This window comes from Oleiagrimonas sp. C23AA, from assembly GCF_011759385.1.
In the GTDB taxonomy this organism is placed as follows: Bacteria; Pseudomonadota; Gammaproteobacteria; order Xanthomonadales; family Rhodanobacteraceae; genus Oleiagrimonas.
Window position 1 is genome coordinate 53,280 of the sequence record NZ_JAARLY010000001.1, and the last position, 26,006, is coordinate 79,285.

A 26,006-nucleotide genomic window follows, 5' to 3' on the forward strand; every position below is an offset into this window, starting at 1 on the left:
CGCTCGCCGGGCATGCGTCATTTGATCAGCGCAGGTGATGAGCCCGTAGCTCGGCGCGGCACGTTTGAAACCGGCCTTTTCAGGTCTTGCGCTTGCGCGGCTTGGGTTTGGCGCGCTTGCGTGGGCTGCCCGGGCCGACGATGTCATTGGCCGGTTTGGGGTCCTTGGCGCCGGTGAGCGCGGCCATCCAGGACAGCGCGTCCACGTAGGCCAGGAAGTGCTGCAAATAATCGGGCGAGGTATCGCGCATCAGCGCCACGGCGCGGTGCACCAGTGCATTGGAATTGAGCGGCCCGGCGTTTTCCGGTGCCTCCTGCAGCGATTGGCGCATCTGGCTTTCGCTGCGCACTTGCGACCACAAATGGCGGAACTCGTCCAGCGCCGGCATCTCCGGAAATGCGCTGGCCGGTGAATGAGGTGAGGCGGCCTCGGCCGGCGCATCGCCGTGGTGCCGGGCGATATGGGTCAGCAAGGCGCCCAGTGCGCTGGGCGTGGGGTCCTGCGGCGGCTGGCGTTGTGCGGAGGCCTGCTTCAAGTCGCGCGCGTGGGCTTCGATCAGCGCGGTAAGGCGCTCATCCAGCAGCGCGCGCACGGCACCGCTGGCGGCATCGGCGCGCTGCGCCAGCGCGTCGATGAATTGCAGGCGCACGGGTAGCGGGTGCCCGTGATGTTCGGCGCGCCAGGCATCGAGCAGCGCGCGGGCGCGGGCGGTGCGATCACTCACGGGGACTCGCTCTTGCCGGTGGTGGACGAGCGCGGAATCGGCGCGATTTCCACACGGCGGTTGGCGGCACGGCCCTTGGCGCTGGCGTTGGAACTGACCGGCTGCTGTGCACCGAAGGCGGCGGCGAACACCGATGACGGCGCCATGCCATCGGCGATCAGCTCGCGCGTGACGGTGAGCGCGCGTTCGGCCGACAGTTCCCAGTTGTCAGCGTAGCGACGGTTGTCCTGGTGCACCGGGCGATCATCGGTGAAGCCGCTGACCATCAGGATTTCATCGTGATGCTGCAAATAGGTCGACAGCGGGCCGGCCAGGCTTTTCAGCAGCTTCTGGCCCTCCGGCTGCAAGGTGTCGGAGTTGATCGCGAACAGCACGTTGCCGCGGATGCCGATGCGCCCGTTGACCAGGGTGACGCGGCCACTGGCGATCGGCGCGGCCAGGCTTTTTTGCAGCGCGGCGCGGCGCTGCATCTCGGCCTTGTGGCGGGCCATTTCCTGGTCGAGCTTGTGAGAAAGCTGTGCCTGCACGGCGATGACACCGACCAGAATCAGCACGAACGTACCCACCAGCACCGACATCAGGTCGCCGAAGGCGGCCCAGATCGGCGTGTTGCTGGCCTGGTCGATTTCCAGCTCGTCGCTCATGCCGCGTCACCGCTGGCGCGTGGTGTCTTCAGACGGGCCAGGTCGTCGATGATCTGCTTTTGCGAAAGTACGCTCAGGTCCACCACTTCGCGCGCCTGGGCCACGTAATAGGCCAGCTGCTCGTCGCTGCGCGAGAGCGAGGCATCCAGTGCCTGCGCAATCTGCTGCAGACGCTCAGTGAGCGCCTGGTTGGACTGGCCAAACTGCGCCACGGCGTGATTGAGGGTGTCGCCCAATGCGCCCATTTCCGCGGTGCCACCGGCAACCTGGGTGCCGATGGCTTCCAGCTTGCCGGTCTCGGCGGCGATGTGATCGGTAAAGCGCGCGCCGACACGTTCGAGCAGATCCGAGGCCGTGCTGACCAATCCATCGACGGCGGCGCGTTGCTCGGTGGAGGCGTGATTGACCGCATCGAGCAGGGTTTGCAGCGTTTCCAGCAGGCGGCTGCGCTCTTCCAGCATGGCGGTGTCGCGCACCATGCTCTCGGACAGCATCTGGCGCATTTCGGCGACCACGTCGGCGGCGGCCTTGGGCGCCTCGGAGGCCGACTGCACCAGCTGCGAGATTTCGGCGATGGTATCGGCCGCGTGCGCCTTGCTCTGTGCGCCGATGTCCTGCGCGGTGCGCTGCAAGGTGTCGCAGATCGCCTGCTGCTGCGTGGCCGCCTGCGTGCTGGCGTCGGTCCAGTGCTGGCTGAGCGTTTGTGTGAGGCCGGCAAATGCCTCGGAGACGGCGGCCGGCGCGGCCTGCGCCGACTCGACCAGACGCGACAGCTCGGCCAGGGTCTGGCTGGCGTGCTCGCGCGTTTGCGTGCTGATGTCGCGGGCGCTGCCCTCAAGCGTTTCGCACACCGCTTGTTGATGCTGTGCGGCCGCTTCGCCGGCCTTGGCCCATTCCCGGCTCAACGCCTGCGTGCTGTCGGTGAAGGCCTGATGCCAGGCTGTCAGGCGCGCTTCATCCTGCGCGGCCAGCGCTTGCTGCAAGTCTTGCTGCGTGCTGTGCAGACCATCGAGCAGGCCGGCGATGCGGCTTTCGAAGCCGATGGCGGCTTCGCTCCAGGCTTGTTGCTGCGCGCTGGCCGCCGCCGCGTTCGCGCTTTCCTGCCGGGACAACGCGGTATCCCAGGCCTCGGCGTGGCGTTCGGCCGAGGCGTCCAGGCGCTCGCTGATGGCGTCAAGCAACGTGCCGGTGCGCGTGGCGCTGGTGTCGGCAAAGCGGGTCAGGCTTTGCTCCAGTTGCTTGGCCAGGGACTGGTTGGCGCGCTGTTGCTCGGTGAGTGCCTGATCCCAGCGCATGGAGATCTGTTCCCCGGTGGCATCGAGCTGCTGCGACATGCCATCGAGCTGGCGCTGCATGGTGTCCTGCAGCGTTTGGTGCAGCTGGCCGGTGTGTTCGGCGATACCGTGCAGGGTGGTTTCCATCATCGGTTGCAGGGCGGCGCTGGTGGCGCGTGCGCTGTCGGCAATGGCATCGCTGAGCGACTGGCGCACCGAATCGGCCAGCTGCGTATAGGTTTGCTCTGCGCTGCGGTGGAACTCGGCCTGGTGCGCCAGTTGCTGCTCGCCCGCGGTAGCGTGCTGGCGCTCCAGCGTGGCCATCATCGCGTCCAGGCGCTCGACCAGGGTCGGCATCAGCTCGGTCTGGCGCTTGAGCAGCTGGAACGCCTCTTCACGCTGGTGTGTGCGCGAAAACGGACGCAGCTGCTCGGCGATTTTCACGTCCAGCCCATGCACCACGCGCACGCGTTCGCGGCGGCACAGCGCCGACAGCAGGCCGAGCATGGCCGAGCTGGCGACGCCGGCAATCGAGGTGCCGAAGGCAAAGCCCAGGCCTTGTACTGGCTGCGCGATGGAGCCGCGAATGGCCTTGAGGCTGGTGGCGCTTTCCAGTGCCAGGCCTGTGCCGTGCAGGGTCACCATCATGCCGAGCAGGGTGCCGAGCATGCCCAGCAGCACCAAAAGGCCGACCAGGTAAGGCGTTAGCGTGGGGGCGGGCAGGGCCACGCGCTCGCCTTCCACGCGCAGGCGCACGGCATGGCGCAGGCTCGCCGGTACTCGCGCCAGCCACGGGGCGAGCGCGTCGGGGGTTTCGGTCACCGATGCCACCGCGTCTTGCAAGGCGGCGGTGGCCTGGCTGTAGCGCATCAGTTCGCGGCTGCCGGCCAGATAGCACACGCCGATCACCAGCGCGATGGCGGCGCCAATCGGGTTGTGGCCGATGTAGGCCACGCCGATCCAGGCGATAGCCGCCAGGCCGGCGGCGAAGACGGCGAGTTTAAGCAGGGTCTTGTGCATGGGGGTCCATGGGTCGGGTGCGAAGCGCCGCCAGCAGCGCGTCGACCGGTTGAAAGCGGATGTCCAGTTCGGCCAGCAGCACGGTGCGCATATCCTGCGCAAAACGCTCGTGCCAGGCCTCGCTGGCGTCGTCATCGTCGAATAGCGCGGCCTGGGTCGGCGCCTCTTCGGCGGCCTGGCGCAATTGCTCGAAACGCCGTGAAAGCAGTTCCGGCACGCCGGCCAGCAGGGTTTGTTCGCGCGGACTCAAGGCCATTTCCATCACCGCATCGACCCTGGCCAGCTGGGCGCTGCCGGGTGAGGCCTCGGCCAGCTGTTCGCGCAGCAATCCGCGAAGCTGGCCGGTGGTGGCCTGCATGCGCCGTTGCAGGTCGACATAGCGTTTGCGGTACGGCGCGTAGGCGTCGGTATCGAGCACCGGCTTGCTGCCGGCACGACCTATCTGCACGGGCGGCGTGGCGGTGGGCGGTTCGTCGGTGATGGCCTTGGCCAAGGCTGCGCGGGCGGTGGCGCAGGCGTCGGCATCCACCTGCGCCGCTTCGTCCACGGCCGGTTGGGGCTCGGCCGCGCGCGCGCCATCCAGCGCCGTGGACAATTCCACGGCGTGATTCCAGTCGAGCCATCGGCTCAAGCGGTCCGTCAGCGACGGCGGCGTTGTCGGAGCATCGGCCTGGCTCAGGCGCGCGAGCAATCGGATGAAAGTCGGGCCGCCAAGCGTGGTCCGGGAAGAAGCGTCGACCATGTCACCGGCTAAAAACGGCGCATTTTACACGTGAATGACGGCCGCCGCCGCCGGCGCCGACGGAGTGTTAATGGCCCGATCAGCGCCGCTTCACTGATCGTCGGGTAGCGGCGGCAGTTGCCATGGTTCTGCCATGCCCCGGGCACGGCGTTGACCTTGGCGCGTGCTCAGCTGATGGTGTGTTCTGGCGTGGGAGCTTTTGCGCGCGCCGGAATTCACCCGATGGAACGAGGGCAGCGACATGAGTGGCATGGATCGGCAGGGCAGCGTCATCGCGTTGATGGTGACCCTTTGGCTGGCGACGGCCAGCGCCAGCGCGGCTGATGGCCCCTTGAGCGTGCGGCGCATATCGCCCAGCGGGCAGGACGTGCCGCCCGGCAAGCAGCTGGTCATCCAGTTTGACCGGCCGATGGTCGCGCTGGGCGACATGAAGGTACGCGCCCCGTCCTTTCCAGTGCATATCAGCCCCGACCCGGGTTGTGAGTGGCGCTGGCTGGATACCAGCGAACTGTCATGTCGCATGCCGGGGCAGGGCACGTTGCGGCCGGCCACGCGCTACACGGTGAGTGTGGGCACCGCACTCAAGGCGCTGGACGGCACGCATCTGTCGCAGCCACTGACCCGGCACTTCACCACGCAGCGACCCAAGGCGGAGTGGGCCTCGTTCCAGCGCTGGGCATCACCGGTGATGCCGGTGTATTCGGTGCGCTTCAACATGCCGGTGACGGCGGCCGAGGTCGCCGCGCACCTGCTGTTTCTTGAGCCAAAATCCAGCAGTGGCGGCGTGCCGGCGAAAGTCACTCCATTCACTGCCAAGCGCCAGGGGCCGCTGTGGCTGCCGGTGCCGGGCGCGCCGGGCGCCATGCTGGAAGTGGCCAAGCCCTTACCGGATACGCCACTGGATGCACATCAGCCGGCTGGCAAGGCACGCCGGGTCTGGAAGGTGCAGCCGGCGCGTGCACTGGAAGCCGATGCCGACTATCAGATGCGGCTCACGGCGGGCCTGGCGACGCCGCTAGGTCAGTTGCCGGGTGAGCGCGGAGTCGTCAGGGGGGCGGAACATCTGCACACCTTTGGCGCCTTCACGTTCGAAGGCATCCAGTGCCGACGCGATGGCGCATACAAGTGGGTGGCGGTGGCTCCGGGCAGTCAAACCTCACCGCGCTGCGTGCCCGGCAGCATCCGCCTACGCTTCAGTGCGCCCGTGTCGCGCCGGGTGCTGGCGGCCAGTCAGTGGTCTCCCAAACCCGAGGTGAATCTAGCCGAGCGCTGGAAGCATTATCCGCAATGGTTTTTGCGCATGCCGCGCAGCCCGGGCGCCGGCGGCCAGGCGCACGATTACCCGCTGACCTTCCGCATGGGGGCGATGGGCGCTTACGCCGTGACCATTCCGGCGGGCGTGAAAGACCGCTTCGGCCGCACGCTGGCCAAGGCGAGCACGGTACGCTTTCGCACCGGACATTTTGAACCGTTCGCCGACCTGCCATCGTTGCCGGCGGTGCTGGAGGCCGGGTTGCCCACGGTAGCGCCGATCCGCTTCACCAATCTGGACCGCTTCGATTTTCGCTATCGCACGCTGCATGCCTCGGACCTGGGCGCGGCGATCATTGATGCCGGGCAGCCATCCGGCACCGATCTGCTCAAGCGCCCTGGGCTCAACGTGACGCACGATCACATCGCGCGCGGTTCGATGGGCGTGCGCTCGATGCTGGGTGGTCGCTCGGGTGTGTTGGCCGGGCGACTCAACTGGTCGGCGCCAAATCTGGACAGGCACATCGACCAGGCGCTGCTGCAGGTGACGCCGTACCAGGTGTTCGCCAAGCTTGGGCACTTCAATTCGCTGGTGTGGGTGAGCCGGTTCCAGGACGGCAAGCCGGTGGCCGGCGCGCAGGTGCGGCTTTTGAGCGGCCCACGCGATGAGCTGATGCCGTTGCGCACGGCCGCCGGCCACAGCGTCACCACCGATGCCCAGGGGCTGGCCGTGCTGCCCGGTACCGATGCGCTGGGCAAGTCCTGGCTGCGCTCGTGGGGCAAACACGGGCGCGCTTTCTATGTCTCGATCGTCAGCGGCAAGGACATGGCCCTGCTGCCACTGGACTACAGTTTCCAACGCTCGGTGAGCGAGGCCAGTCACGGCGATTTCTGGTCGCGCCAGCAGCCGCGCTTTGGTCACATGCGCGTGTGGGCGGTCACCAGTCAGGGCATCTATCGGCCCGGCAGCGACGTGAAGTTGAGCGTGTTCGTGCGCAACCAGAACAACGCCTCGCTGGTGGTTCCGCCGGCATTGGATTACACGCTGAAAATCACCGACCCCACCGGCCATGTGGTGTTGAAAAAAGAGCATGCCAGGCTGGGCGCGTTTGGTGATCTGGACAGCCAGTGGCACGTGGGAGCCAACGCGCCCACCGGCTGGTACGACGTCTCGCTGGCCTGGCCCACCAGCACAGGCACGGTCGAACAGCAGGCCGGGCGTTTCATGGTGACCGAGTTCGTGCCTTCGCCGTTCAAGGTGCAGGCCATGCTTGAAGGTGTGCGCTTTGGCCCGGGCGATCGGTTGCATGCCAGCGCCAGCGCGCGCCTGCACGCGGGGGGCCCGTACACCGATGCCAAGGTGCGCTTTACCACGCGGCTGGTGCGCAAGCCGTTCGCGCCTGACACACCACTGGCGTCGGGCTTCCAATTTGGCGGCATGGACCACGACACGCCGGATACGCGCACGCTCGATCGCACCGACACCACACTGGATCATGCCGGCAACGCGTCACTGGCGCTGCCCCTGCCCGGCAACAGCGACATGATCTACGGCCAGGTGCAGGTCGAGGCGGCGGTGCAGTCATCGCGCGGCACGCGCGTGGCCGGTCACGCGCAGGCGGTTTACGCGGCGCGCGATCGCTTTGTCGGCCTGCGTACCGATAGCTGGCTGCAAACGGCGGAAAAGCCGTTCAGCGTGGAATATCTGGTGGTCGATCCCCAAGGCGCGGCGCAGGCCGGCAGCACGGTGGCGTTGAAGCTTGAACGGCGCGTCATCAGTAGCGTGCAGGTGAAAAATGCCGCCGGTGAGTTCGAGCCGCAACAGAAAACCACCTGGCAGACCGAGGATCAATGTAAGGCGGTATCGGCCAAGGCACCGGCATCGTGCTCGCTGACGCCGTCCCATCCCGGCAGTTACCGCGTGCTGGCCAGTGTGACCGACACCGCCGGCCGTGTGCAGACCACGCAGCTTTCCACCTGGGTGGCCGGTGCCGGGCAGGTGCTTTGGCCGCAGGACAAGGGCGTGACGCTGGTGCCCGACAAGGCCCACTATCAGGTGGGCGACACCGCGCACGTGCTGGTGCAGAACCCGTATCCGGGTGCGAAGGCGCTGATCACCGTGGAACGCTACGGCGTGCTGTGGAAGAAGATGCTGACGCTGCGTGGCGGTGCACCGGTGATCGACATTCCGGTGCGCAAGGCGATGTTTCCGGGCGCGTACCTTTCCGTGGCGATCTTCTCGCCGCGTGCGGCGCCGCCGGCTGATCCGGATCTTGGCAAGCCGGAGGTCGCGCTGGGTTATCTGCCGCTGCATGTGCGCGGCAAAGGCGCGGCCCTGAAGGTGTCGGTGACGCCCGACCAACCCGTGCACAAGCCGCGTCAGACGGTGCAGGCCACCGTAAAGGTGCGCACCCAGCAGGGCCGCGCGCCGGGCCGCACGCGCGTGGTGGTCGCGGTGATCGATCAGGCCGTACTTGACCTGCTGCCGCACGGCGCCAAGACCTACAACCCGCTGACGCGCTTCTACGCGCCACCGCAGGCGCCGGACATCAGCAACTACAGCCTGGCCGAGCAGTTGATTACCCGCTTGCAGCCGCGCGACGGCAAGGGCGATACACCGGGCGGCGGTGGTGGCAGCGCGGGGCCCCATGTGCGCAGCCAGTTCAAGGCGGCGGTGTACTGGAACGCCACGCTCACCACCACGCCGCAGGGCGTGGTCAAGGTGCACTTCAAGCTGCCGGACAACCTGACCCGCTGGCGCATCATCGCCGTGGCCATGTCGCCGGGCGCGGCGATGGGCTGGGGTGATGGCAGCGTGCGCGTGAATCTGCCGATCCAGCTGCAACCGGCGCTGCCCAACCAGGTGCATGTGGGCGATCAGTTCCAGGCCGGGTTCAGTACCACCAATCGCACCGACAAGTCACATGCAGTCACGGTGCATCTGCATGCTCAAGGTGCCATCCAGGGAGGCAATACCGCAGCGACAAGCCAGCTCAAGCTGACGTCCTTCGGGCACGGGCTGAGCTGGCTGCCGGTGACGGCCAATGCGCCCGGGCGCATTCGCTTCAGCGCCCGGGCCGAGTCCGGCGCGCTGGGCGACGCCATGACCACCATCATTCCGGTGCGCCGCGCCGTGGCGCGCGAAGTGGCCGCCGAGTACGGCAGCCTGACCGGCGATTCGGTGCAGGTGCCGGTAAAACTGCCGGCCGGTGCCGTGCCCGGTTCGGCCCGCTTGCAGGTGAATCTGGCGCCGACACTGCTGGGCCATCTGGATGGCGCTTTCGCGCATCTTCGCGACGATCCGCTGCATACCTGGGAAATTCGCCTCAGCCGCGGCGTGCTGGCCAGCGATTACCTGCGTCTGAAGCCGGTGCTGGGCGATACCCTGGATTGGCCCGACGCGAAGGCGGATGTCGCCGATGTGCTCACGCGGGCGGCCGATTACCAGGCACCGGACGGCGGCATGGCGTTCTGGATTCCGCGCGACGATTTCGTCAGTCCCTATCTTTCGGTGTACACCGCCTTGGCCTTTAACTGGCTGCACGAAGCCGGCCACGCGCCGCCGGCCGGGGTGGTCAAGCGCCTGCATGCGTACTTGAAAAAACACATCATCGACAAGAGCGCCGCCGACAATGACGCGGTCGCCACCATTCTTCGGGTCGGCGCGATGGCCGCACTGGCGCCGCACGGCCAGCTGCCCAAGGGCAGTGTCGCCGGCATGCTGCCGCAGCTGTCCAAGCTCAATCTGTTCGGGCGTGCCTTGCTGTTGGATGCAGCGCTGGACAGCCACGATCACGACAGCGCCAAGGTGGTGCTCAACTCGCTGTTGTCGCAGGCCGATGAGTCGGCCGGCGAGCTTTCCTTCAACGAGCCGCGCGCGGACGACTACGTGCAGCTGCTCGCCACGCCCTTGCGCGCCAACTGCACGGTGCTTGACGCGCTGGTGCGCTACAAGAGCGAGATCGGCGATAGCGGCTTGCTGGGCAAGACACCGCAGAAGTTGGTGCGCTGGATCAACGGCCAGCAGCGCAACGCCGGTGGCTGGCCCAACAGTCAGGAAAACGTGTTCTGCAGCACCGCGCTGGTGCATTACGCCGATGTCTACGAGACCCCGGTCAAGGCGCTATCCGGCACGGTGTCGATGGCCGGCCAAGCGCTGGGGCAGGTTCACTTTGCCTCGCGCCAGGCAGCGGGCAAGGCGATCACGCGGACCCTGGCCGCCGATACGGTCAAGGCGCCGTTCAAGCTGGTGGTTAAGCACGCGGGGCAGGGCCGGCTGTACTACGACGTGCGCCTTTCCTACGCCATGAAACCGCAGGCGCTGGGCGCGACTGATGCCGGCTTAAGTGTTGGGCGCGCGTATTTTGTCGAGCACGGCTCGCGTTGGACGCGGGTCAAGCCGGGCACGGTACTCAAGCGTGGCGATCTGGTGCGCGTGGAGCTGAGCGTGGATGCGCCGACCGAGCGCCATTACGTGGTGGTGGATGATCCCTTGCCAGGCGCCTTCGAAGCCGTGAACCGCCAGCTGGCCACCGCCATGGACAGCACGCCGGCCGCACAACCGGGTGTGGCGGTGCTGATGTTCGATGGCGGCGCCTGGCCCAATATGTCCATCGTCCAGGGTGGCTTCTACCATCGGGAAACGGCACTGGATGCGGTGCGCTTTTATGCCGATGACTTGCCGGCCGGTCACTACAAGTTGGTCTACAGCGCACAGGTGATCAGCGCCGGGCGTTTCATCGCGCCGGCATCGAGCGTGCGCGAGATCTATCAGCCAGATGTGTTTGGTCGCGGCCGCGCGCAGCATCTGCGCGTGAAGGCGGTGACCACGCCGTGAGGCGACGAACGCGCCTGCTCGCGACCGGTGCTGCGCTGCTGCTGGTGGGCGGTGTGGCGCTGGCGTGGGCTACCTGGCGCCAGCTGATGCCCTTGCCCGCGCAGTTGACGCCCGTATCAGGAGGCGCCGCGCAGCAGGTGTTGGCGCGCGATGGTACGCCGCTCAATATGAGTTTTGGCCAGCGTCTCAACCGCACGCAGACACTGGCGCTGTGGCAGGTGCCACCGCTGTTGCGCGAGGCTTTCGTGGCCTCGGAAGACAAGCGCTTCTGGCAGCACGATGGCGTCGACTGGCGCGCGCGTTTCACTGCGCTGGCGCAGAACCTGCGCGCCGGCCATGTGGTGCGCGGTGCCAGCACCATCGGTGAGCAGGTGGCGCGTATTCTGAAGCCCCGGCCGCGCACTTACTGGAGCCACTGGATGGCCGGCTTCGATGCCGGTCGCCTGCTGCATCGCTTTGGTCACGCCCGGGTACTGGCGTTTTATCTGAACCAGGTGCCTTACGGTGCGCAGCGCCGGGGCGTGATGGCCGCCGCGCAGTATTACTTTGCCCGTGCGCCGGATGCCCTTGATCCTGCCGAACAATTGGCGCTGGCGGTGCTGGTGCGCTCGCCGCGTCGTTACGATCCGCGATGGCATCCGCAGGCCTTGCGCGCGGCGGTGCAGCAGCTGGCCGCACGCATGCAGGCGCAAGGGCGCATCGATGCGGCTCACGTGGCAGCCATCGCCAAGGCGCCGATCACGCCGGCCAGCCAACCACAACTGGCCGTCAATGCCGGCCCATTCGTCGTGTATGCGCGCCAGCAGGCAGCCCGAAGCGGCATGCAGGGGGCGGTGCTGAAAACCACGCTGGATGCCGGCCTGCAGCGCTATGTGCAGCAGGCGTTGCGCCAGCGGCTTCGCGCATTGAGCGAGCGTGGCGCGCGCAACGCGGCGGCACTGGTAGTGGACAACGCCAGCGGGGCGGTGTTGGCCTGGGCGGTGGCACCGGCTGGTGGCGCATACGATATCGATCCCGTGCTGGCGCCGCGCCAGCCCGGCTCCACGCTCAAGCCGTTCGTGTACGGCTTGGCCATGCAGCAGCTGGGTTGGCAGCCCGATCACGTGATTGACGATGCGCCGCTGGCCGAGAAGGTGAAGCAGGGCGTGCATGCCTATCGCAACTACAGCGGACGCTACTACGGGCCCGTGAGCCTGCGTTATGCGCTGGCCAATTCGCTGAATATTCCAGCGGTGAAAACCGCGCAGACGGTGGGTGTGGGGCATATCGTCGACGCGCTGCATCAGCTGGGCTTCGACAGTCTGAAACAAGGCACCGATGATTATGGCCCCGCCATCGTGCTGGGTGACGGCGCCGTGCCCTTGTTCGATCTGGTGCAGGGGTATGCCAGCTTGGCGCGGCACGGCCGTTTTTTGCCATTGCATGTGCTGGCCGACAGCACCCAGCCGCCCGCCGTGGCCGTGTTGCGGCCGGACGTGACCTCGGTGCTTTCGAGCATTCTTTCCGATCCGGATGCCCGCGCTGCCGAGTTTGGCGCCGACAGCGTGCTGGATTTGCCCTACCGCACCGCGGTGAAAACCGGCACCTCCAGCGACTATCGCGATGCCTGGACAGTGGGCTTCGACAACCGCTACACCGTTGGCGTGTGGGTGGGGCGCTTGCGTGGCGGTGTCACCCATCAGCTCACCGGCTCGTCCGGGCCGGCACCGGTGCTGCGACAGATCTTTGCGCACCTGCGCCAAAACGCGCCTTATGCCGGTCTTTGGCAAAGCCCGACCTTGAAGCGTGCCAAGGTGTGCGAGTGGATCGGTCCGCCGCCGTGTGTTCAGCGCCGCGAATGGTTGTTGCCTGCACAGCAACAAGCCGCGACGACCGCCATGCCGATACGCATTGCACGGCCCTTGCCGGGCGAAACGCTGGCGCTGGACCCGCGCCAGCCGCCCGCCTGGCAGCGCTTGCCGTTGAGCCTGGACACGCACGGGGCTCATCCGCAACGCGTGCAGTGGCGCGTCGACGGAAAGGCATTGTCTAAAGGGGCCGCGTCGTGGACGTTGCAGGCAGGGCGACATCGGGTTTCGGCGCGGGTCTGGCTGCGCGGTCAGGCGAAGCCACAGACACTGCCGGGCGTGACCATCCATGTGTTGGGTGGCGCGGCACCATCATCGCATTGAGCCGGATCGATGCCGCAGCAGATGAAGAAATCACCTTTACTATCGCCGCCGGCGTGAGACATCGCTGGCTCTCCGCGTGCTGGTGGATGCGCTGAGGCGGCCTTGACGCTGCAGCGCGAAGGCTTGGCTTTATCCCGGTAATATGAGTGCGTTATCCGGGTAAGCGTAAAGGTATCGAGGGTGCCAACATCACAGGACAACACGCTGGGGCAGTACCTTCGCGACCGCCGCGCCAAGCTTGATCCGGCGGCGCTGGGCTACTCGTTGAAGCGCCGGCGCACACCGGGCCTGCGCCGCGAGGAAGTGGCCCAGCGCGCCCATGTCAGCGCCACCTGGTACACCTGGCTGGAACAGGGCCGTGGCGGCGCGCCTTCGGCCGAGGTGCTCGATCGTATCGCCGATGCGCTGATGCTGACCGAGGTCGAGCGCGAACACATTTATTTGCTGGCGCTGGGGCGGCCGCCGGAAGTGCGCTATCGCGCCGGCGAAGGCGTCACGCCACGTCTGCAGCGGGTGCTGGATGCCTTTGCCCTGAGCCCGGCTATCGTGCGCACGCCGACCTGGGACATTGTGGCGTGGAACCGTGCTGCGGCCCGGGTGTTGACCGATTACGCGGCCATCCCGCCCGACCAGCGCAACGTGCTGCGACTGATGTTCAGCGACACGCGGGTACGCGCGGCGCAATCGGACTGGGAGGCGGTGGCGCGCTTTGTGGTGGCCAGTTTCCGCGCCGATGTGGCGCGTGCCGGTGCCGGTGACAGCGTCCGTGCGCTGGTCGAGGAAATGTGTCAGTCCAGCGCCGAATTTGCCGCCATGTGGCGCGACAACGACGTCAGCGGTCACGGCGAAGGCATCAAGCACCTGCACCTGCCGGATCAGGGCCGCCTGGCGCTGGAGTTTTCCTCCTTTGCGGTGGACGGGCGACCGGACCTTTGCATGCTGGTGTACAACCCGGTCACGCAGGCCGATCAGGCGCTTATTACGCGCCTGATGGCCGAGCAGGAGAGGCCGGCAGCGCTGGCTTGGTCGGTCAGCAGCCAGCCGGCATCGTGATTGGCGTGTTGCCAGAGCGGCGGCAATCAGCCGTTACGACCGGGCACCAGCTCCGGGTGGTTGCGATACCAGTCGTGACGCGAACGGGTCAGCATCTTCTGGATCTGGGTGACCAGTGCCGGTGAACGCTCTTCGTATTCGTCGCGCCCGTTCACGGTGCACCAGGCCTGCGCCTCGATGTGCATGCGTCCGTCCTTGCGCGGGAAAAACTTGAAGTGCAGTGACAACTGCGGCGAGAACGGCTCCGGGCTGTCGCCCAGGGTTTCGGCCAGATAGGACTTGGGGGCGCCGTGGACCATCTTGGCGCAGACCACCGTGCGCAGGGAATCCTGGCGAATGCCGTAGCCATGCGAGCGGCAATACTGCACCAGCGTGTGATGCGCGTTCAGTCGTGAAAAGCCGTTGATATTGGTGCGAGCCACCAGCGGCGATGCCTGTGCTGGTAGTACAGCGGCAAAAAGCCCCATGGCGCCAAGTGCGGCGACCGCCTGCCATGCCTTCTTCATGCGAGCATCCTCCCATGCCATCCGTGGGCGCCGGGCGAAATCACTTCACCCGTACGCGATGCGGCCTGCATGACACCCCCTGATGTCAACACTGCCATGCTTCCACTGCCGCAGCCGGCAAGCCGCGAACGGCCTGCCAACTCATCTTAGCAGCATGTGCGTCAGTAGAGCAGGCGTGTGCGCAAGGTGCCGGGAATGGCCGCCATGGCATCTCGCAAGCGTTCAGCTTCGTCCGCGCCGGTGGCTACGTCGATCACCACGTAACCCAGCTCGCTATTGGTCTGCAGGTACTGCGCATCGACGTTGACCTCGCCTTGCGAGAACAGCTCGTTGATGCGCGAGAGCATGCCCGGGACGTTGCGGTGAATGTGCAGCAGGCGGCGGCTTTCCGGATGCTCGGGCAGCGACACTTCGGGGAAGTTCACCGCCGACAGCGTGGAGCCGTTGTCGCTATAGCGCAGCAGCTTGGCGGCCACCTCGATGCCGATGTTGGCCTGCGCTTCCTGCGTGCTGCCACCCACGTGCGGGGTCAGGATCACGTTGTCCATGCCCACCAGGGGTGATTCGAACATGTCCTGATTGCTTTTGGGTTCCTTCGGGAACACATCTACCGCGGCGCCGGCCAGGTACCCTGCGCGCAACGCTTCGGCCAGCGCGTCGATGTCGACCACGGTGCCACGCGAGGCGTTGATCAGCACCGCACCCTGACGCATGCGCGCAATCTGCTCGGCGCCCATCATCAGGCGCGTGGACGGCGTTTGCGGCACATGCAACGTGACAATGTCCGACTGCGCCAATAGATCGTCCAGACTGTCGCTGGCTTGTGCGTTGCCCAGCGCCAGCTTGGGCTCGATGTCGTGGAAGATCACCCGCAGGCCCATGCTCTCGGCCAGCACGCCGACCTGCGTGCCGATGTGGCCATAACCGACAATGCCCAGTGTCTTGCCGCGCACTTCGTAGCTGCCTTCGGCCGACTTGGCCCAGCCGCCGCGGTGGCATTGCATGTTCCGTTCCGGCACGCGGCGCATCAGCATGATGGCCTCGGCAATCACCAGCTCGGCCACCGAGCGGGTGTTGGAGTAGGGCGCATTGAATACCGGAATGCCCTGACGCTGGGCATGCTCCAAGTCCACCTGGTTGGTGCCGATGCAGAAGCAGCCGATGGCCATCAGCCGGCGTGCGTGGTCTAGCACCTCGGCGGTCAGCTGGGTGCGCGAGCGCAGGCCGACCATGTGCGCGTCGGAGATGGCGTGCAGCAGTTCATCGTGCGGCAATGCCTTGGGGTGGTACTCCACCTGGCTGTAACCGGCGGCGTGGAAGCTGTCCACGGCGGTCTGGCTGACCCCCTCCAGCAAAAGCACCTTGATGTCTTTCTTCGGGAACGAGGTCGTTTTCATGGAGGCTTCCGGCACAACGCGTGATGGCGGCAATGGCCGGCACTATGCCAGAGCGTACGGTTAGCTTGAAATGCGCGCGCGTCATGAGTTCATCCGCGCCGGGCCGTTACACTGGTGGCTTCAACCGACCTTGAAAGCCGAGCCCATGGCCATGTCCGACGATCACGTGAAGGCACTGCGCGAGCTTCTGGAGCCCTCGCGCGTCAACGACAACCCCGACGATCTGGCCTATTACGGCCGCGACTGGACGCGACAGTTCCCGCCGGCGCCGTTGGCGGTGGTGTTTCCGCAAAGCGCGCAGGAGGTGCAGGCGCTGGTGCGTTGGGCCATGGATACGGGCGTGGCGCTGGTGCCTTCCGGTGGCCGCACCGGGCTTTCCGGTGGCGCCGTGGCCATGCGCGGCGAGGTGGTGGTGTCGATGGATCGCATGCGCCGTGTGCTGGAAGTGGATGCCACCGACCGCTCGATCACGGTGCAGGCCGGCGTCACCACCGAGACGGTGCAGGCCACTGCCGCCGAGCATGGGCTTTTCTACCCGGTGGATTTCGCCAGCCGTGGTTCCAGCCAGATCGGCGGCAACATTGCCACCAACGCGGGCGGCATCAAGGTGATCCGCTATGGCATGACGCGCGATTGGGTCAGTGGACTGAAGGTGGTCACCGGTCGTGGCGAGCTGCTCGACCTCAATCGTGGGCTGATCAAGAACGCCACTGGCTACGATCTTCGCCACCTGTTCATCGGTTCGGAGGGCACGCTGGGTGTCATTGTCGAGGCCACGTTGCGGCTCACCGATCCACCGCGCCAGCCGCAGGTGATGGTGCTGGCCGTGCCGGCGCTGGATGCACTGATGCACGTGTTCGACGCCTTCCGTGCGCGGCTGACACTGAACGCGTTTGAGTTCTTCACTGACAAGGCCCTGGCCCACGTGCTGGAGGGCGGCGGCAAGCGCCCGTTCGACACCCAGTCGCCGTACTACGTGCTGGTCGAATACGAGGCCGATACCGAGGTGCACCAGGAGGCGGCCATGGCGGCCTTCGAGGACGCGGCCAACGAAGGCTGGCTCAGCGACGGCGTGATCAGCCAGAGCCAGCAGCAGTTTGCCGACCTGTGGCACCTGCGCGAGGGCATCAGCGAAAGCCTGGCGCCGCACACGCCGTACAAGAACGACATTGCCGTGCGCGTGGCCCGCGTGGCGCCGTTCCTGGCCGATATCGAGCCGCTATTCGCGCGCGAGTATCCGGATCTTGAAGTGGTGTGGTTCGGCCATATCGGTGACGGCAACCTGCACATCAATATTCTGAAGCCGGCCGACATGGCCATGGATGACTTCACCGCCACCTGCGGACGTGTGACCGGCTTGCTGGGCCAGGTGCTGGAGCGTCACCAGGGCTCGATCTCGGCCGAGCATGGCGTGGGGCTTTTGAAAAAGCCCTACCTGTATCATGTGCGCAGCGATGCCGAACTGGACTTGATGCGCCAGCTCAAGCGGGTGTTCGATCCGCACGGCATTATGAATCCGGCCAAGATTTTCGACGCCGATTGAACCGGCGCCGCTTCGTGAGGCTGCAGCCGCGGCGTTATGCTTGTGTGCTGATTGCCACGAAATAAGGAGCCCGCATGAACTCAGCGCGTCGATCGCTCTATCCCGAGATCGAGCCTTACGACACCGGTTTTCTCAAGGTGTCGGACCTGCACACGCTGTACTACGAGCAGTGCGGCAATCCCGACGGCAAGCCGGTGGTGTTTCTGCATGGCGGGCCGGGTGGCGGCGTCAACGAGAAGTGCCGGCGCTTTTTCGACCCCGAGGCCTACCGCATCATCCTGTTCGATCAGCGCGGTTGTGGCCGCTCCACGCCGCATGCCGAGCTGACCGACAACACCACCTGGCACGTGGTGGCCGACATCGAGCGTCTGCGCGAGCACCTGGAGGTGGATCGCTGGCAGGTATTTGGCGGCTCGTGGGGTTCCACGCTGTCGCTGGCCTATGCCGAAACCCATCCCGAGCGGGTCACCGAGCTGGTACTGCGCGGCATCTTCATGTTGCGCCGCTGGGAGCTGGAGTGGTTCTACCAGAAGGGCGCCGATGCCGTCTATCCGGATGCCTGGGAGTATTATCTGAACGCCATTCCCGAAGCCGAGCGTGGCGACCTGATGAGCGCCTACTATCGGCGGCTGACCTCCGAGGATCGCGCGGTGCGTCAGGCGGCGGCGAAGGCCTGGTCGATCTGGGAGGGCGCCACCAGCTTCCTGCAGCAGGACGAAAAACACATCGAGGCCGCGGGCGAAGACGACTTCGCCATGGCCTTTGCGCGCATCGAGTGCCACTACTTCGTGCATGGCGGCTTCTTCGAGCATGATGACCAGCTGCTGCGCAACGTCGATCGCCTGCGCAAGATTCCGGCGGTGATCGTGCAGGGGCGCTACGACGTGGTCTGCCCGATCCGCAGCGCCTGGGATCTGCATCGCGCCTGGCCGGAGGCAGACCTGCGCATTGTGCAGGACGCTGGCCACGCCTCGTTCGAGCCGGGCATTCTGCACGAGTTGATCGAGGCGACCGATCGCTTTCGCGCGTCCTGAGCGATAGCCGTTTGGCGCTATTGCTGTCGCCATGCGTCAGGCTGCAGGTACAAAAAAAGGCCCGCCATCTGGCGGGCCTTTTTTGGTTTGAACGTGTCACGGGCCAGGCGGCCCGTGATACTCACGGCGCATCCCGACGATCAATGGTGCCCGTGCCCGTGCTGCTGGGCTTTGTGCTTCAGGCGATCAAAGATGCCCTTGAGGATGCTGCGTGGCGTGGGTGCCGCCAGGTCCATCACGAAGCCATCGTGGTCGGATACACCGATGGCCTTGCGCACGCCGGTGTAGTTGACCGCGTCAGCCTGCACCTGGTCGGGTGCATCCAGGTCGCCGCGGCCGTACTGGAAGCTGCGGAAGTACGGCAGTGCAGCGCGGCTGAGCAGGGCCTGGTCGAGCACCTGGGCCACCGGCACATCACGGCCGGTATCACGCGAACCGGCGCTCTGGTAACCCTGGATCGCCCCCAGCTGCTCGGTGTACAGGAACGAGTAGCGGTCGTTCCTGGGCACCGACTGCACCGCATTCCACATCGACGGCTTGACGATGTTGCCGCCCAGGTCGAGCAGGTTCTCGCTGTCGTCGTAGGTGCCGGCCATGGCGCCGACCACATCGACCCAGCCGTCGGTGAACGGATAGGCGTTGAAGTCGCCCAGCACCACCAGCGGTTCCAGCTGCTTGCCCTTTTGCGTCTGCAGCTGCTGGATGATCTGCGCGGTTTGCTTGGCCTGCTCGAAGCGCTTCTCACGGTTGCGCGTGGCGCTGCTGCCCGAGTCGACGCCGATGCGCGATTTCGGGTGCACCGCCAGCAGGCGGAAGGCGAAGCTGTGCGCGCCCAACTTGCGCCCTTCCAGCAGCAGCGGCGGACGATCCTGCAGGAACGCGCTCTGGCCGGTGGACGGATCGATCCAGGTCTCATCGCCACCCAGTTGCTCGACGTGGCTGACGTGCACACGGTGCGAGCGCACCAGGTAGCCCACATCGATGCCGCTGGGATCATGGCCGTCGACCAGATAGGCCTCGTAGTGCGTGCCGTAGTCGTTGTTGAGCTGCGTGGCCAGACCCTGCAGCACGGTGAGATCTTCCACTTCCTCGGCAGCCAGCACGTCCGGCAGCTTCAGCACGCCGCCGATATAGGCCGACAGGCGCGAGAGCTTCACCGCCAGCTCGGCGGCATCGGGCTCGCCATTGTCGCCGCAGGTGTAGGTGCTGTTGCTGGGATCGGTATCGCACAGGCGCAGCATGTTGAGGTTGCCCACGCGCAGCACCGAGGCATCGCCGGCCGCATCGCTGACCGGGCGCGGCATCGGGTTGTCGTAGGTGATCTTCAGCGAGGTGGGCCAGAACTCGTAATCGCCATAGTCGTAGCCGATCACGCCGACCGCCTTGAAGCGCGCGCCGCCGTTGATGCCGGTACCATTGGGCACGGCGCCGAAGTAGTCGGCATCCATCTCGAACACTTCCGGGTTGCCGTCCCACACGCCGGAGTTCACGTCGGACGGCTGATCGCCGTAGGGCACGCCCTTGCTGCGCAGCGAGCGGATGCCGCCGGCACTGGCGAACACCTCGGCATAATCATCGCCACTGTAGCGCTGGTTGCCGCGATCGACGATGCCGCGGGTGATGGCCACGCGCATGCTTTCAAAGCATTCGAAATTGGTATCACCGCAGGACAGGTGCGCCGGGTCCATCGACGGCGTGTGCCGGTCGAACACCACCGGCTTGGGCAGCGCCTGGCCGGAAGCGGTGACGCTGATCTTGGCGTCGGTGATTTCGGTGAAGCCGTAGTACTCGTCAACGCGGCCCTTCACGTCCACCGCATCACCCATGCTCACGCTCGGCTTGGCGCCGGTGTACACGTACACGCCGTCGGAGGTGAGCGGATTGTTGTCCGAGCGCGGGTCCGGCGTCTGCATGGTGAAGCCGGCCGCGCCCACGCCGGTGACGATGTTGTCTTCGGTGCGCACCGGCTGGCCGACCAGCGGTGAGGCATCGCCGCTGCCCTGGATCTGCCAGATCTCGACCAGTGCCGCATCGTCGTTGAGGATGCCACCGATCGCCTGCGCGCGACCGATGGAGAGCCCGGCCGAGGGCTGCGAAAGCGTCAGCGTGAAGTCTTCGTCCGGTTCGACCGTGGTGTCGCCGTGCACGTTCACCGTGACTGTGGCCTCGGTGGCGCCGGTCGGGAAGGTGATCGTGGTATCCAGCGCGTCGTAGTCGCCGTCGGCCACGGTGGCGGTGTCGTCGGCCGTGGCCACGTGCACCTGGGTGCCTACCGGTGCCGGCTGGGTCAGCTTCAGGGTGAAGGTGAGCGCGGTGTTGCCGCTGTCGCCTTCGTCGACCGCTGCATCGGCCACCGAGACCGAAAGCCCCAGGCTGGTGCACTGGCTGGCCGCATCATGCGGCGCGGAGGGCGTGATCAACGAAAAGTCGCTGGCGTTGTCGTCGCTGTCGACAGAGAGGCCAGCGGCGTCGGTCTTGCGCTGATAGGCCTGGTCCTTGTTGGACGAACCCAGTGAATCCAGGCGCGTGCCTTCACCGAAGGCCGAGCCGGTGCTCAAGCCCACCTGGTCGACCATGTTGCCACTGGCGTCGACCAGTGCCACGCCGCCGGTGTCGGTGATGCCGGTGCTGTAGATGAGATCAGCACCTACGCTGCCTGAGTAGGCGTTCTTGTTGGCCAACAGGTAGTAGCAGCCCGGGCCAATGCTGGCGCCCGCGGGCAGCGTGGCGCGGGTGCCGGTGGTGCCGGAGTTGTTCGAGCCTTCCAGTTTGTAGCCGGAAAGGTCCACCGCGTTGGCGCCGCTGTTGTGCAGCTCGATGAATTCGTCATTGCCGCCGGCAGGGCCGCGGACGCGGAACTGGCTGACGGTGAGATCGGACGCGTGGGCCGCCGCAGCGACCACGCACGCACACAGCGCCGTCCCCACGGCACGTGACAGTATCGACATCTTTATAGCCTCCCCTGGCTATCAGGTCGGTTGGAAAAATCCAACCTAGCACCGGGGTGACGACAGTACTGTTAAGCGTGTCTTGCAAAAGGCCTGTCGATACCGTCACTTAGATGACGGCTGCGTTGCAGGGTGACGCTACAGCTTGGTGCCGAAGATCTTGTCGCCGGCATCGCCCAGGCCCGGCAGGATGTAACCGACCTCGTTGAGGCGCTCGTCGATGGAGCCGGTGAAGATTTCCACATCCGGGTGCATGCGCTCCATGCGCGCCAGGCCTTCCGGCGCGGCAACCAGGAACAGGCCCTTGATACGCGTGCAGCCAGCGCTTTTGAGCATGTCGACCGTGGCCACCAGCGTGCCGGCGGTGGCCAGCATCGGGTCGACGATAAGCGCGGTGCGCTCGTCCATGCGGCCGGTGAGCTTCTCGTAGTAGGCCACCGGTTTGAGGGTTTCCTCATCGCGCTGCAGGCCGACCACGCTGACCTTGGCCGCCGGGATCATGTCCAGCACCCCGGGCAGCATGCCCAGGCCGGCGCGCAGGATCGGCACGATGGTGATCTTGCGGCCCTTGATGCGCTGCACGGTCAGCGGGCCGGCCCAGCCATCGATGGGCGTGTCCTCGGTTTCAAGGTCGCGCGTGGCTTCGTAGGTAAGCAGCGAGGCCACTTCACCGGCCAGTTCGCGGAAGTGCTTGGTGCTGATGTCGGCCTCGCGCATCAGGCCGAGCTTGTGGCGGATGAGAGGATGATTGACTTCGACTGTACTCATGGGCGGCAAGCATAGCCCAGGCGGTCGCCGCGTGCTGCCCGGACGACGTATTCGCGGCAGGGTCAGGCACGGTCTCCGGCCTGGTTGTCAGCTACCACTTGCGCGCCGCCCTGTCGGGGGCGCATGCGGGGCAGGGCACGCCAGAAGCGGGCCAGGCCGGCTCCCTGCTGGCCAAGGAATCCCTTGTCGTTGTCGGCGTCGATCTCGGCGGCATCCACGCCGCACGGGTGCAGTGGCTCGTTGTAGAGCGCAGTGCGGAAAAGAATGTCCCAGATCGGGAAAACCAATGCGAAGTTGCAGTCGTGCAGGTGTGGTCGCTCGGGGTCGACGCGCATGTGGTGCAGGCGATGGTAGCGCGGGTCGACCAGCACCTTGTCCAGCACTTTGCCGAAGCGGATACGCACGTTGGCGTGCGAGAAGATCTGCACCAGATCTCCGGTCAGGATCAGCAGTGCGTAGTCCACCGGCTGCACGCCGATCAGCAGCGACACCAGGGAGATAATCAGCACCTCGAACAGGTCATCCAGGTAGTGATCGCGATCGTTGGACCAGCAATTGAGCTGACGTTGACTGTGATGAAGGCTGTGTAGTGCCCACCACCACGGCACGGCGTGCTGCAGGCGATGGATCAGGTAGTAGACCAAATCGAACAGGGCAAAATAGATCAGGAACTGGATGACACTGTGGCCGTGCAGCCAGGGGATCAGCTGTTGCAGGGTGATCAGCGAGTCCTGGCTGTCGCCGCTGCTGCTGCCGGTGCTGCCAAACCACTGCCCGACCTCGTAGGTGAACGGTTGCAGCATCAGATAGGTGAATATCGGCAACACGCCGAAGTATTTGAGCAGCGTGTAGAAACGGTCGATGCGTGCGTAGCGCCGGTGCGTCCACTGCTCTGCCGGGATGAGCGATTCGAGGGGACGGAACAGCAGCGCGATGATCAGCACTTCCATGGCACTGATCATAAGTGCCGTGGCAATTTCCCGGGGTGAATCGGTCATCCCCGTCAGGTGCAGCCACGACAGGGCGGGCGCCACCACGTGCAGGGCAATGTCGGTGATGGCGTTATGCCAGAGTGTCCAGGGCGCGAACATGGGGTGTCAGTAAAAGCGGTAAGCGTTGGCCCTGCCTGACACGCCGGTCGGGGACCGTGGGTAGATCAGAGAGAGCATGTTGTCACAGGCTTTGGCAGGCGCGCATCACCTGCTGTGCTGTGGCCTGGGGTGACAGGTCGCGTGCATCGATGGTTTGTTCCTGGGACCCGTACGGTCCCCATTGCGCGATGGAGGTGGTGGTGAATATCGCGACGGTACGTGCTCCGGCCGCGCTGCCCAGGTGCATCACGCCGCAATCCAGGCTGACGAAGGCGTCCAGCGCATGCAGCACGCCTGCCAACTTGCGCAGGTCGGACGAATAAAAGCCCGGATACCTGTCTGCCAGCATCGAGCGGGCCGACGTGGGCAGTATCTCCATGCACCGATAGCGCTGATTGATCGCTTCCAGCGCTTGCAGGAACGCCTGCCACCAATCGGGTGGAAGCAGCTTGGGGCCGGTGGCGTTGGCGAAAATGCCCATCACTTTGTTTCTGCCGCCGCATGGTTCGCCCATGATGCGTCGAAGAGCCAGCAGCCCGTCGACGTGTTCGCGTGCGCTCAGCCGGATGTCGGGTGCCGGATAAGGATCGTCCGCGGGCAGGTCCAGTCCCTGGCGAAGCAGGTATACAGGCAGCTTTCCCTTGGCCTGGAGGTGGCTGGGCGGGGCTATGGCATGAGTCACTCCACGGGGCTTGTGGGCGCCCCCATAGCCCAGGGTTTCATGGCTTTGCGCAAGGTTGAGCAGGACTCGGCTGCTGCGCGAACGCACATCGGTATCAATGGCCAGGTCATAGCGCCTGGCACGCATGTTTCCCAGCGAGCTCAAATAGCGTGGCAGGTGTCCTACCGCATGCGAGGGCAAGGGAAAGATGTTTCGTACCTGGCCATAGCCGCCATACAGTGCGTGTGCGCTGGGGCTGCGCGTGAGGATGTCCACCTCGGCGCCGGGCAACTGGTACTCCAGCTCCTGCAACAGCGGTGTCAGCAGCAGTGAATTGCCCAGGCTGCTGTTGGGGTGGCAGACAAGAATACGGTGCTTGCCGCGAATGCGCTGCCGTTCGGGGCCGGCCAGGAAGGACGGTAGCGGGGAGGCAGCTCCGGCGGGGTTGGTCCCCTTCAGGACCTGGACGTTTTCCGCGTGCATGAGGCGGTCATCACATCGTGGCGGTGACCTTAATGCTAGCGGCAGGTGACTGATTTTACGGGGTGCTCACGATTACCGTTTTGTCAGGCAGTTGGAAGCTTGCTGAAAGGGAAGGGCCGACCGCACGGGAGCGGCCGGCCCTGTGAGCGGGGTCGTTAAGCGGCCTGATCGGCCTGCTTGCGAGGCCCTTCCTTCAGCGCCTTGCGCACCGCGTCTATGATCAGATCGACCTCGGCGCTGGTGACATTGAAGTGCGGCGTGAAGCGCAGCGAGTTGGCGCCCCCATGGATGACACCGACGCCGTGTTCGCGCAGGTATTCCTCGGTGGAGTTGGCGCCGTAGCACTTGAAATCGGGCGACAGCTCACACGAGAACAGCAGGCCCGTGCCCTGCACCTTGGTGATCAGGCCGCCCAGTTCGTCCTTGAGTGCGTTGAGCTTGTCGACAAACTCCTGGCCACGCTCGCGCACGTTGGCGCGCACCTTGTCATCGAGCAGCGACAGCGTGGCGCAGGCCACGTCCAGGGCGCGCGGATTGGCGGTCATGGTGTTGCCGTAGATGCCCTTGCGGTACATGCCGGCGGCGCGCTCGCCCACGGCCAGCACCGACAGCGGATACTGGCCGGCATTGAGCGCCTTGGAATAGGTTTCCATGTCCGGCGCCTCGGCGTCCTCGAAGCCCGGATAATCGACGAACGACAGCACGCCGTGGGCGCGAAGACCGGCCTGGATGGAGTCGACCAGCAGCATGGTGCCGTGCGACTTGGTCAGGGCACGGGCGGCATCGTAGAACTCGCGCGTGAGGGCGCGGCCGGGATCGCCTTCGCCCATCACCGGCTCCAGGAACATCGCCTCGATGAACCAGCCGTTGGCATCGGCATCGGCGAACACCTGCTTGAGCTGCTCGACGTTGTACGGCTCCACCGTCAGCAGCGATTCCTCGTGGCGATAGCTGGCCAAGTGCTGCTGGTAGGTCTTGCGGGTGGAGTCAGAATACAGCGCCGGGCGGTCGGTGCGGCCATGGAAGGCACCCTTCACGGCCAGACGCTTGATCTTGCGACCTTCGTACTTGCCGCCCTTGTCGGTCATCTGCGCCGAATTGACGTCGGCAATGCGGCAGGCCAGCGTCACCGACTCGGAGCCCGAATTCAGGCACAGGAAGCGGCTGTACGGGCAGCCGTCGCGACGATGGCCAATTTCCTTGCGCAGTGCCTTGGAGGCACGCATCTGCGCAATCGACGGAGTCATCACGTTGGCCATCACCTGCGGCTTTGACATGGCCTCGAGGATGGTTGGCGGGTTATGGCCGAAACCGAGCATGCCGTAGCCGCCGTTGTCGTGCAGCACCGCGCCCTTCAAGGTGACGATCCAGGCGCCGCGGGCGGCCGCCGGCAGATACGGGTTGATGGCATCGTCGGGGTAGAAGTTCACATAGGCCGACTGCGCCTGTTCCAGCTGCTCGTTCTCGTCGAGCTTGAGGAAATCACCCAACTCGTCGCGCAGCGCGCGATGGCGCGCCAGCGCTTCCTCGATAGCCTGGCCAAGCGTGGCGTCGCTGGCGGCAAAGCGCTCGACGGTAGCGTCATCCAGGCCGTGCGTGCGTGCCTTACCACCGAATTCGCGCATTTCGCGCAGCATGTCGATCGATCCCATGGCTCCTCCTTCTGAACTTTGCTTTCAAACCAAGGGCTTGATTGCTAAGTGGTTATTGTTAAAGGAAATTGTTACGAGCATAACACGATGGAATAAGTTGCGTAACCCCATGGCATAGTTGGAGATGACGGCTGTCACATGCCATGCGTGACGGCAACGACTGGGTCTTTCAAGGTCTTGCGCCCAGCATGTGCCCATCCACCGGAG

At 65.6% G+C, this 26,006-nt stretch carries 16 protein-coding genes; 5 read left to right on the forward strand and 11 right to left on the reverse strand.

Going from position 1 to position 26,006, the window contains the following annotated elements; all coding sequences use genetic code 11:
* Positions 1 to 79: 79 nt before the first annotated feature.
* The 4 genes from HBF24_RS00260 to HBF24_RS00275 are packed head-to-tail and all read right to left on the reverse strand — an operon-like array spanning position 80 to position 4,404.
* Positions 80 to 724, reverse strand: a complete 645-nt coding sequence (locus HBF24_RS00260; RefSeq protein WP_167167224.1) for a DUF2894 domain-containing protein — start codon at positions 722 to 724, stop codon at positions 80 to 82.
* Positions 721 to 1,368: an OmpA family protein gene (locus HBF24_RS00265; protein ID WP_167167227.1), complete on the reverse strand. Its 648-nt coding sequence runs from the start codon at positions 1,366 to 1,368 to the stop codon at positions 721 to 723. Before HBF24_RS00265 ends, HBF24_RS00260 begins: the two co-directional genes overlap by 4 nt.
* A complete protein-coding gene (locus HBF24_RS00270; protein ID WP_167167230.1) occupies positions 1,365 to 3,662 on the reverse strand; it encodes a DUF802 domain-containing protein in 2,298 nt (765 codons plus the stop codon). The genes HBF24_RS00265 and HBF24_RS00270 overlap by 4 nt, the downstream gene beginning before the upstream one ends.
* Complete coding sequence (locus HBF24_RS00275) at positions 3,643 to 4,404, reverse strand: DUF3348 domain-containing protein (RefSeq protein ID WP_167167233.1); 762 nt, start codon at positions 4,402 to 4,404, stop codon at positions 3,643 to 3,645. Before HBF24_RS00275 ends, HBF24_RS00270 begins: the two co-directional genes overlap by 20 nt.
* A 241-nt stretch (positions 4,405 to 4,645) precedes the next feature.
* Here HBF24_RS00275 and HBF24_RS00280 point away from each other — a divergent pair, with 241 nt between their 5' ends.
* The 3 genes from HBF24_RS00280 to HBF24_RS00290 all read left to right on the forward strand — a co-directional run bounded on the left by HBF24_RS00280 (position 4,646) and on the right by HBF24_RS00290 (position 13,716).
* Positions 4,646 to 10,492, forward strand: coding sequence for an Ig-like domain-containing alpha-2-macroglobulin family protein (locus HBF24_RS00280; protein ID WP_167167236.1), 5,847 nt, complete (start codon positions 4,646 to 4,648; stop codon positions 10,490 to 10,492).
* Entirely contained in the window at positions 10,489 to 12,663 is a 2,175-nt protein-coding gene (locus tag HBF24_RS00285; protein WP_167167239.1) for a transglycosylase domain-containing protein, read from the forward strand. Before HBF24_RS00280 ends, HBF24_RS00285 begins: the two co-directional genes overlap by 4 nt.
* 180 nt (positions 12,664 to 12,843) lie before the next feature.
* Positions 12,844 to 13,716 carry a helix-turn-helix domain-containing protein gene (locus HBF24_RS00290; protein ID WP_167167242.1) on the forward strand — a complete coding sequence of 291 codons (873 nt, stop codon included), beginning with the start codon at positions 12,844 to 12,846 and terminating at the stop codon, positions 13,714 to 13,716.
* A 26-nt stretch (positions 13,717 to 13,742) separates the two neighbouring features.
* On the opposite strand, the gene HBF24_RS00295 is transcribed toward HBF24_RS00290, so the two are convergent.
* Together HBF24_RS00295 and serA are read right to left on the reverse strand one after the other, a co-directional pair.
* Complete coding sequence (locus HBF24_RS00295) at positions 13,743 to 14,222, reverse strand: hypothetical protein (protein WP_167167245.1); 480 nt, start codon at positions 14,220 to 14,222, stop codon at positions 13,743 to 13,745.
* Between the two features lie 161 nt (positions 14,223 to 14,383).
* A complete protein-coding gene (serA, locus tag HBF24_RS00300) occupies positions 14,384 to 15,619 on the reverse strand; it encodes a phosphoglycerate dehydrogenase (RefSeq protein WP_167167248.1) in 1,236 nt (411 codons plus the stop codon).
* 151 nt (positions 15,620 to 15,770) lie between these two features.
* Here serA and HBF24_RS00305 point away from each other — a divergent pair, with 151 nt between their 5' ends.
* Positions 15,771 to 17,162: an FAD-binding oxidoreductase gene (locus tag HBF24_RS00305; protein WP_167167251.1), complete on the forward strand. Its 1,392-nt coding sequence runs from the start codon at positions 15,771 to 15,773 to the stop codon at positions 17,160 to 17,162.
* 74 nt (positions 17,163 to 17,236) lie between these two features.
* Positions 17,237 to 18,196: a prolyl aminopeptidase gene (gene pip, locus HBF24_RS00310; protein ID WP_167167254.1), complete on the forward strand. Its 960-nt coding sequence runs from the start codon at positions 17,237 to 17,239 to the stop codon at positions 18,194 to 18,196.
* Between the two features lie 140 nt (positions 18,197 to 18,336).
* Here pip and HBF24_RS00315 read toward each other — a convergent pair whose 3' ends face one another.
* From HBF24_RS00315 to HBF24_RS00335, 5 genes are all read right to left on the reverse strand, one after another.
* Entirely contained in the window at positions 18,337 to 21,144 is a 2,808-nt protein-coding gene (locus tag HBF24_RS00315; RefSeq protein WP_167167257.1) for a lamin tail domain-containing protein, read from the reverse strand.
* A 138-nt stretch (positions 21,145 to 21,282) separates the two neighbouring features.
* Positions 21,283 to 21,912: a uracil phosphoribosyltransferase gene (upp, locus tag HBF24_RS00320; protein WP_167167260.1), complete on the reverse strand. Its 630-nt coding sequence runs from the start codon at positions 21,910 to 21,912 to the stop codon at positions 21,283 to 21,285.
* A gap of 62 nt (positions 21,913 to 21,974) precedes the next feature.
* A complete protein-coding gene (locus HBF24_RS00325) occupies positions 21,975 to 23,003 on the reverse strand; it encodes a sterol desaturase family protein (RefSeq protein ID WP_167167263.1) in 1,029 nt (342 codons plus the stop codon).
* 82 nt (positions 23,004 to 23,085) lie between these two features.
* Entirely contained in the window at positions 23,086 to 24,147 is a 1,062-nt protein-coding gene (locus HBF24_RS00330; RefSeq protein ID WP_167167266.1) for a glycosyltransferase family 9 protein, read from the reverse strand.
* Between the two features lie 155 nt (positions 24,148 to 24,302).
* A complete protein-coding gene (locus HBF24_RS00335; protein ID WP_167167269.1) occupies positions 24,303 to 25,799 on the reverse strand; it encodes an aminotransferase class III-fold pyridoxal phosphate-dependent enzyme in 1,497 nt (498 codons plus the stop codon).
* Between the last annotated feature and the right edge of the window lie 207 nt (positions 25,800 to 26,006).

Bases quoted from the DNA above. Each gene is read 5' to 3' on its own strand.
- serA (WP_167167248.1), bottom strand. From the start codon at position 15,619: ATGAAAACGACCTCGTTCCCGAAGAAAGACATCAAGGTGCTTTTGCTG.
- HBF24_RS00305 (WP_167167251.1), top strand. From the start codon at position 15,771: ATGTCCGACGATCACGTGAAGGCACTGCGCGAGCTTCTGGAGCCCTCG.
- HBF24_RS00315 (WP_167167257.1), bottom strand. From the start codon at position 21,144: ATGTCGATACTGTCACGTGCCGTGGGGACGGCGCTGTGTGCGTGCGTG.
- HBF24_RS00275 (WP_167167233.1), bottom strand. From the start codon at position 4,404: ATGGTCGACGCTTCTTCCCGGACCACGCTTGGCGGCCCGACTTTCATC.
- HBF24_RS00270 (WP_167167230.1), bottom strand. From the start codon at position 3,662: ATGCACAAGACCCTGCTTAAACTCGCCGTCTTCGCCGCCGGCCTGGCG.
- upp (WP_167167260.1), bottom strand. From the start codon at position 21,912: ATGAGTACAGTCGAAGTCAATCATCCTCTCATCCGCCACAAGCTCGGC.
- HBF24_RS00325 (WP_167167263.1), bottom strand. From the start codon at position 23,003: ATGTTCGCGCCCTGGACACTCTGGCATAACGCCATCACCGACATTGCC.
- HBF24_RS00280 (WP_167167236.1), top strand. From the start codon at position 4,646: ATGAGTGGCATGGATCGGCAGGGCAGCGTCATCGCGTTGATGGTGACC.
- HBF24_RS00265 (WP_167167227.1), bottom strand. From the start codon at position 1,368: ATGAGCGACGAGCTGGAAATCGACCAGGCCAGCAACACGCCGATCTGG.
- HBF24_RS00295 (WP_167167245.1), bottom strand. From the start codon at position 14,222: ATGAAGAAGGCATGGCAGGCGGTCGCCGCACTTGGCGCCATGGGGCTT.
- HBF24_RS00335 (WP_167167269.1), bottom strand. From the start codon at position 25,799: ATGGGATCGATCGACATGCTGCGCGAAATGCGCGAATTCGGTGGTAAG.
- HBF24_RS00330 (WP_167167266.1), bottom strand. From the start codon at position 24,147: ATGCACGCGGAAAACGTCCAGGTCCTGAAGGGGACCAACCCCGCCGGA.
- pip (WP_167167254.1), top strand. From the start codon at position 17,237: ATGAACTCAGCGCGTCGATCGCTCTATCCCGAGATCGAGCCTTACGAC.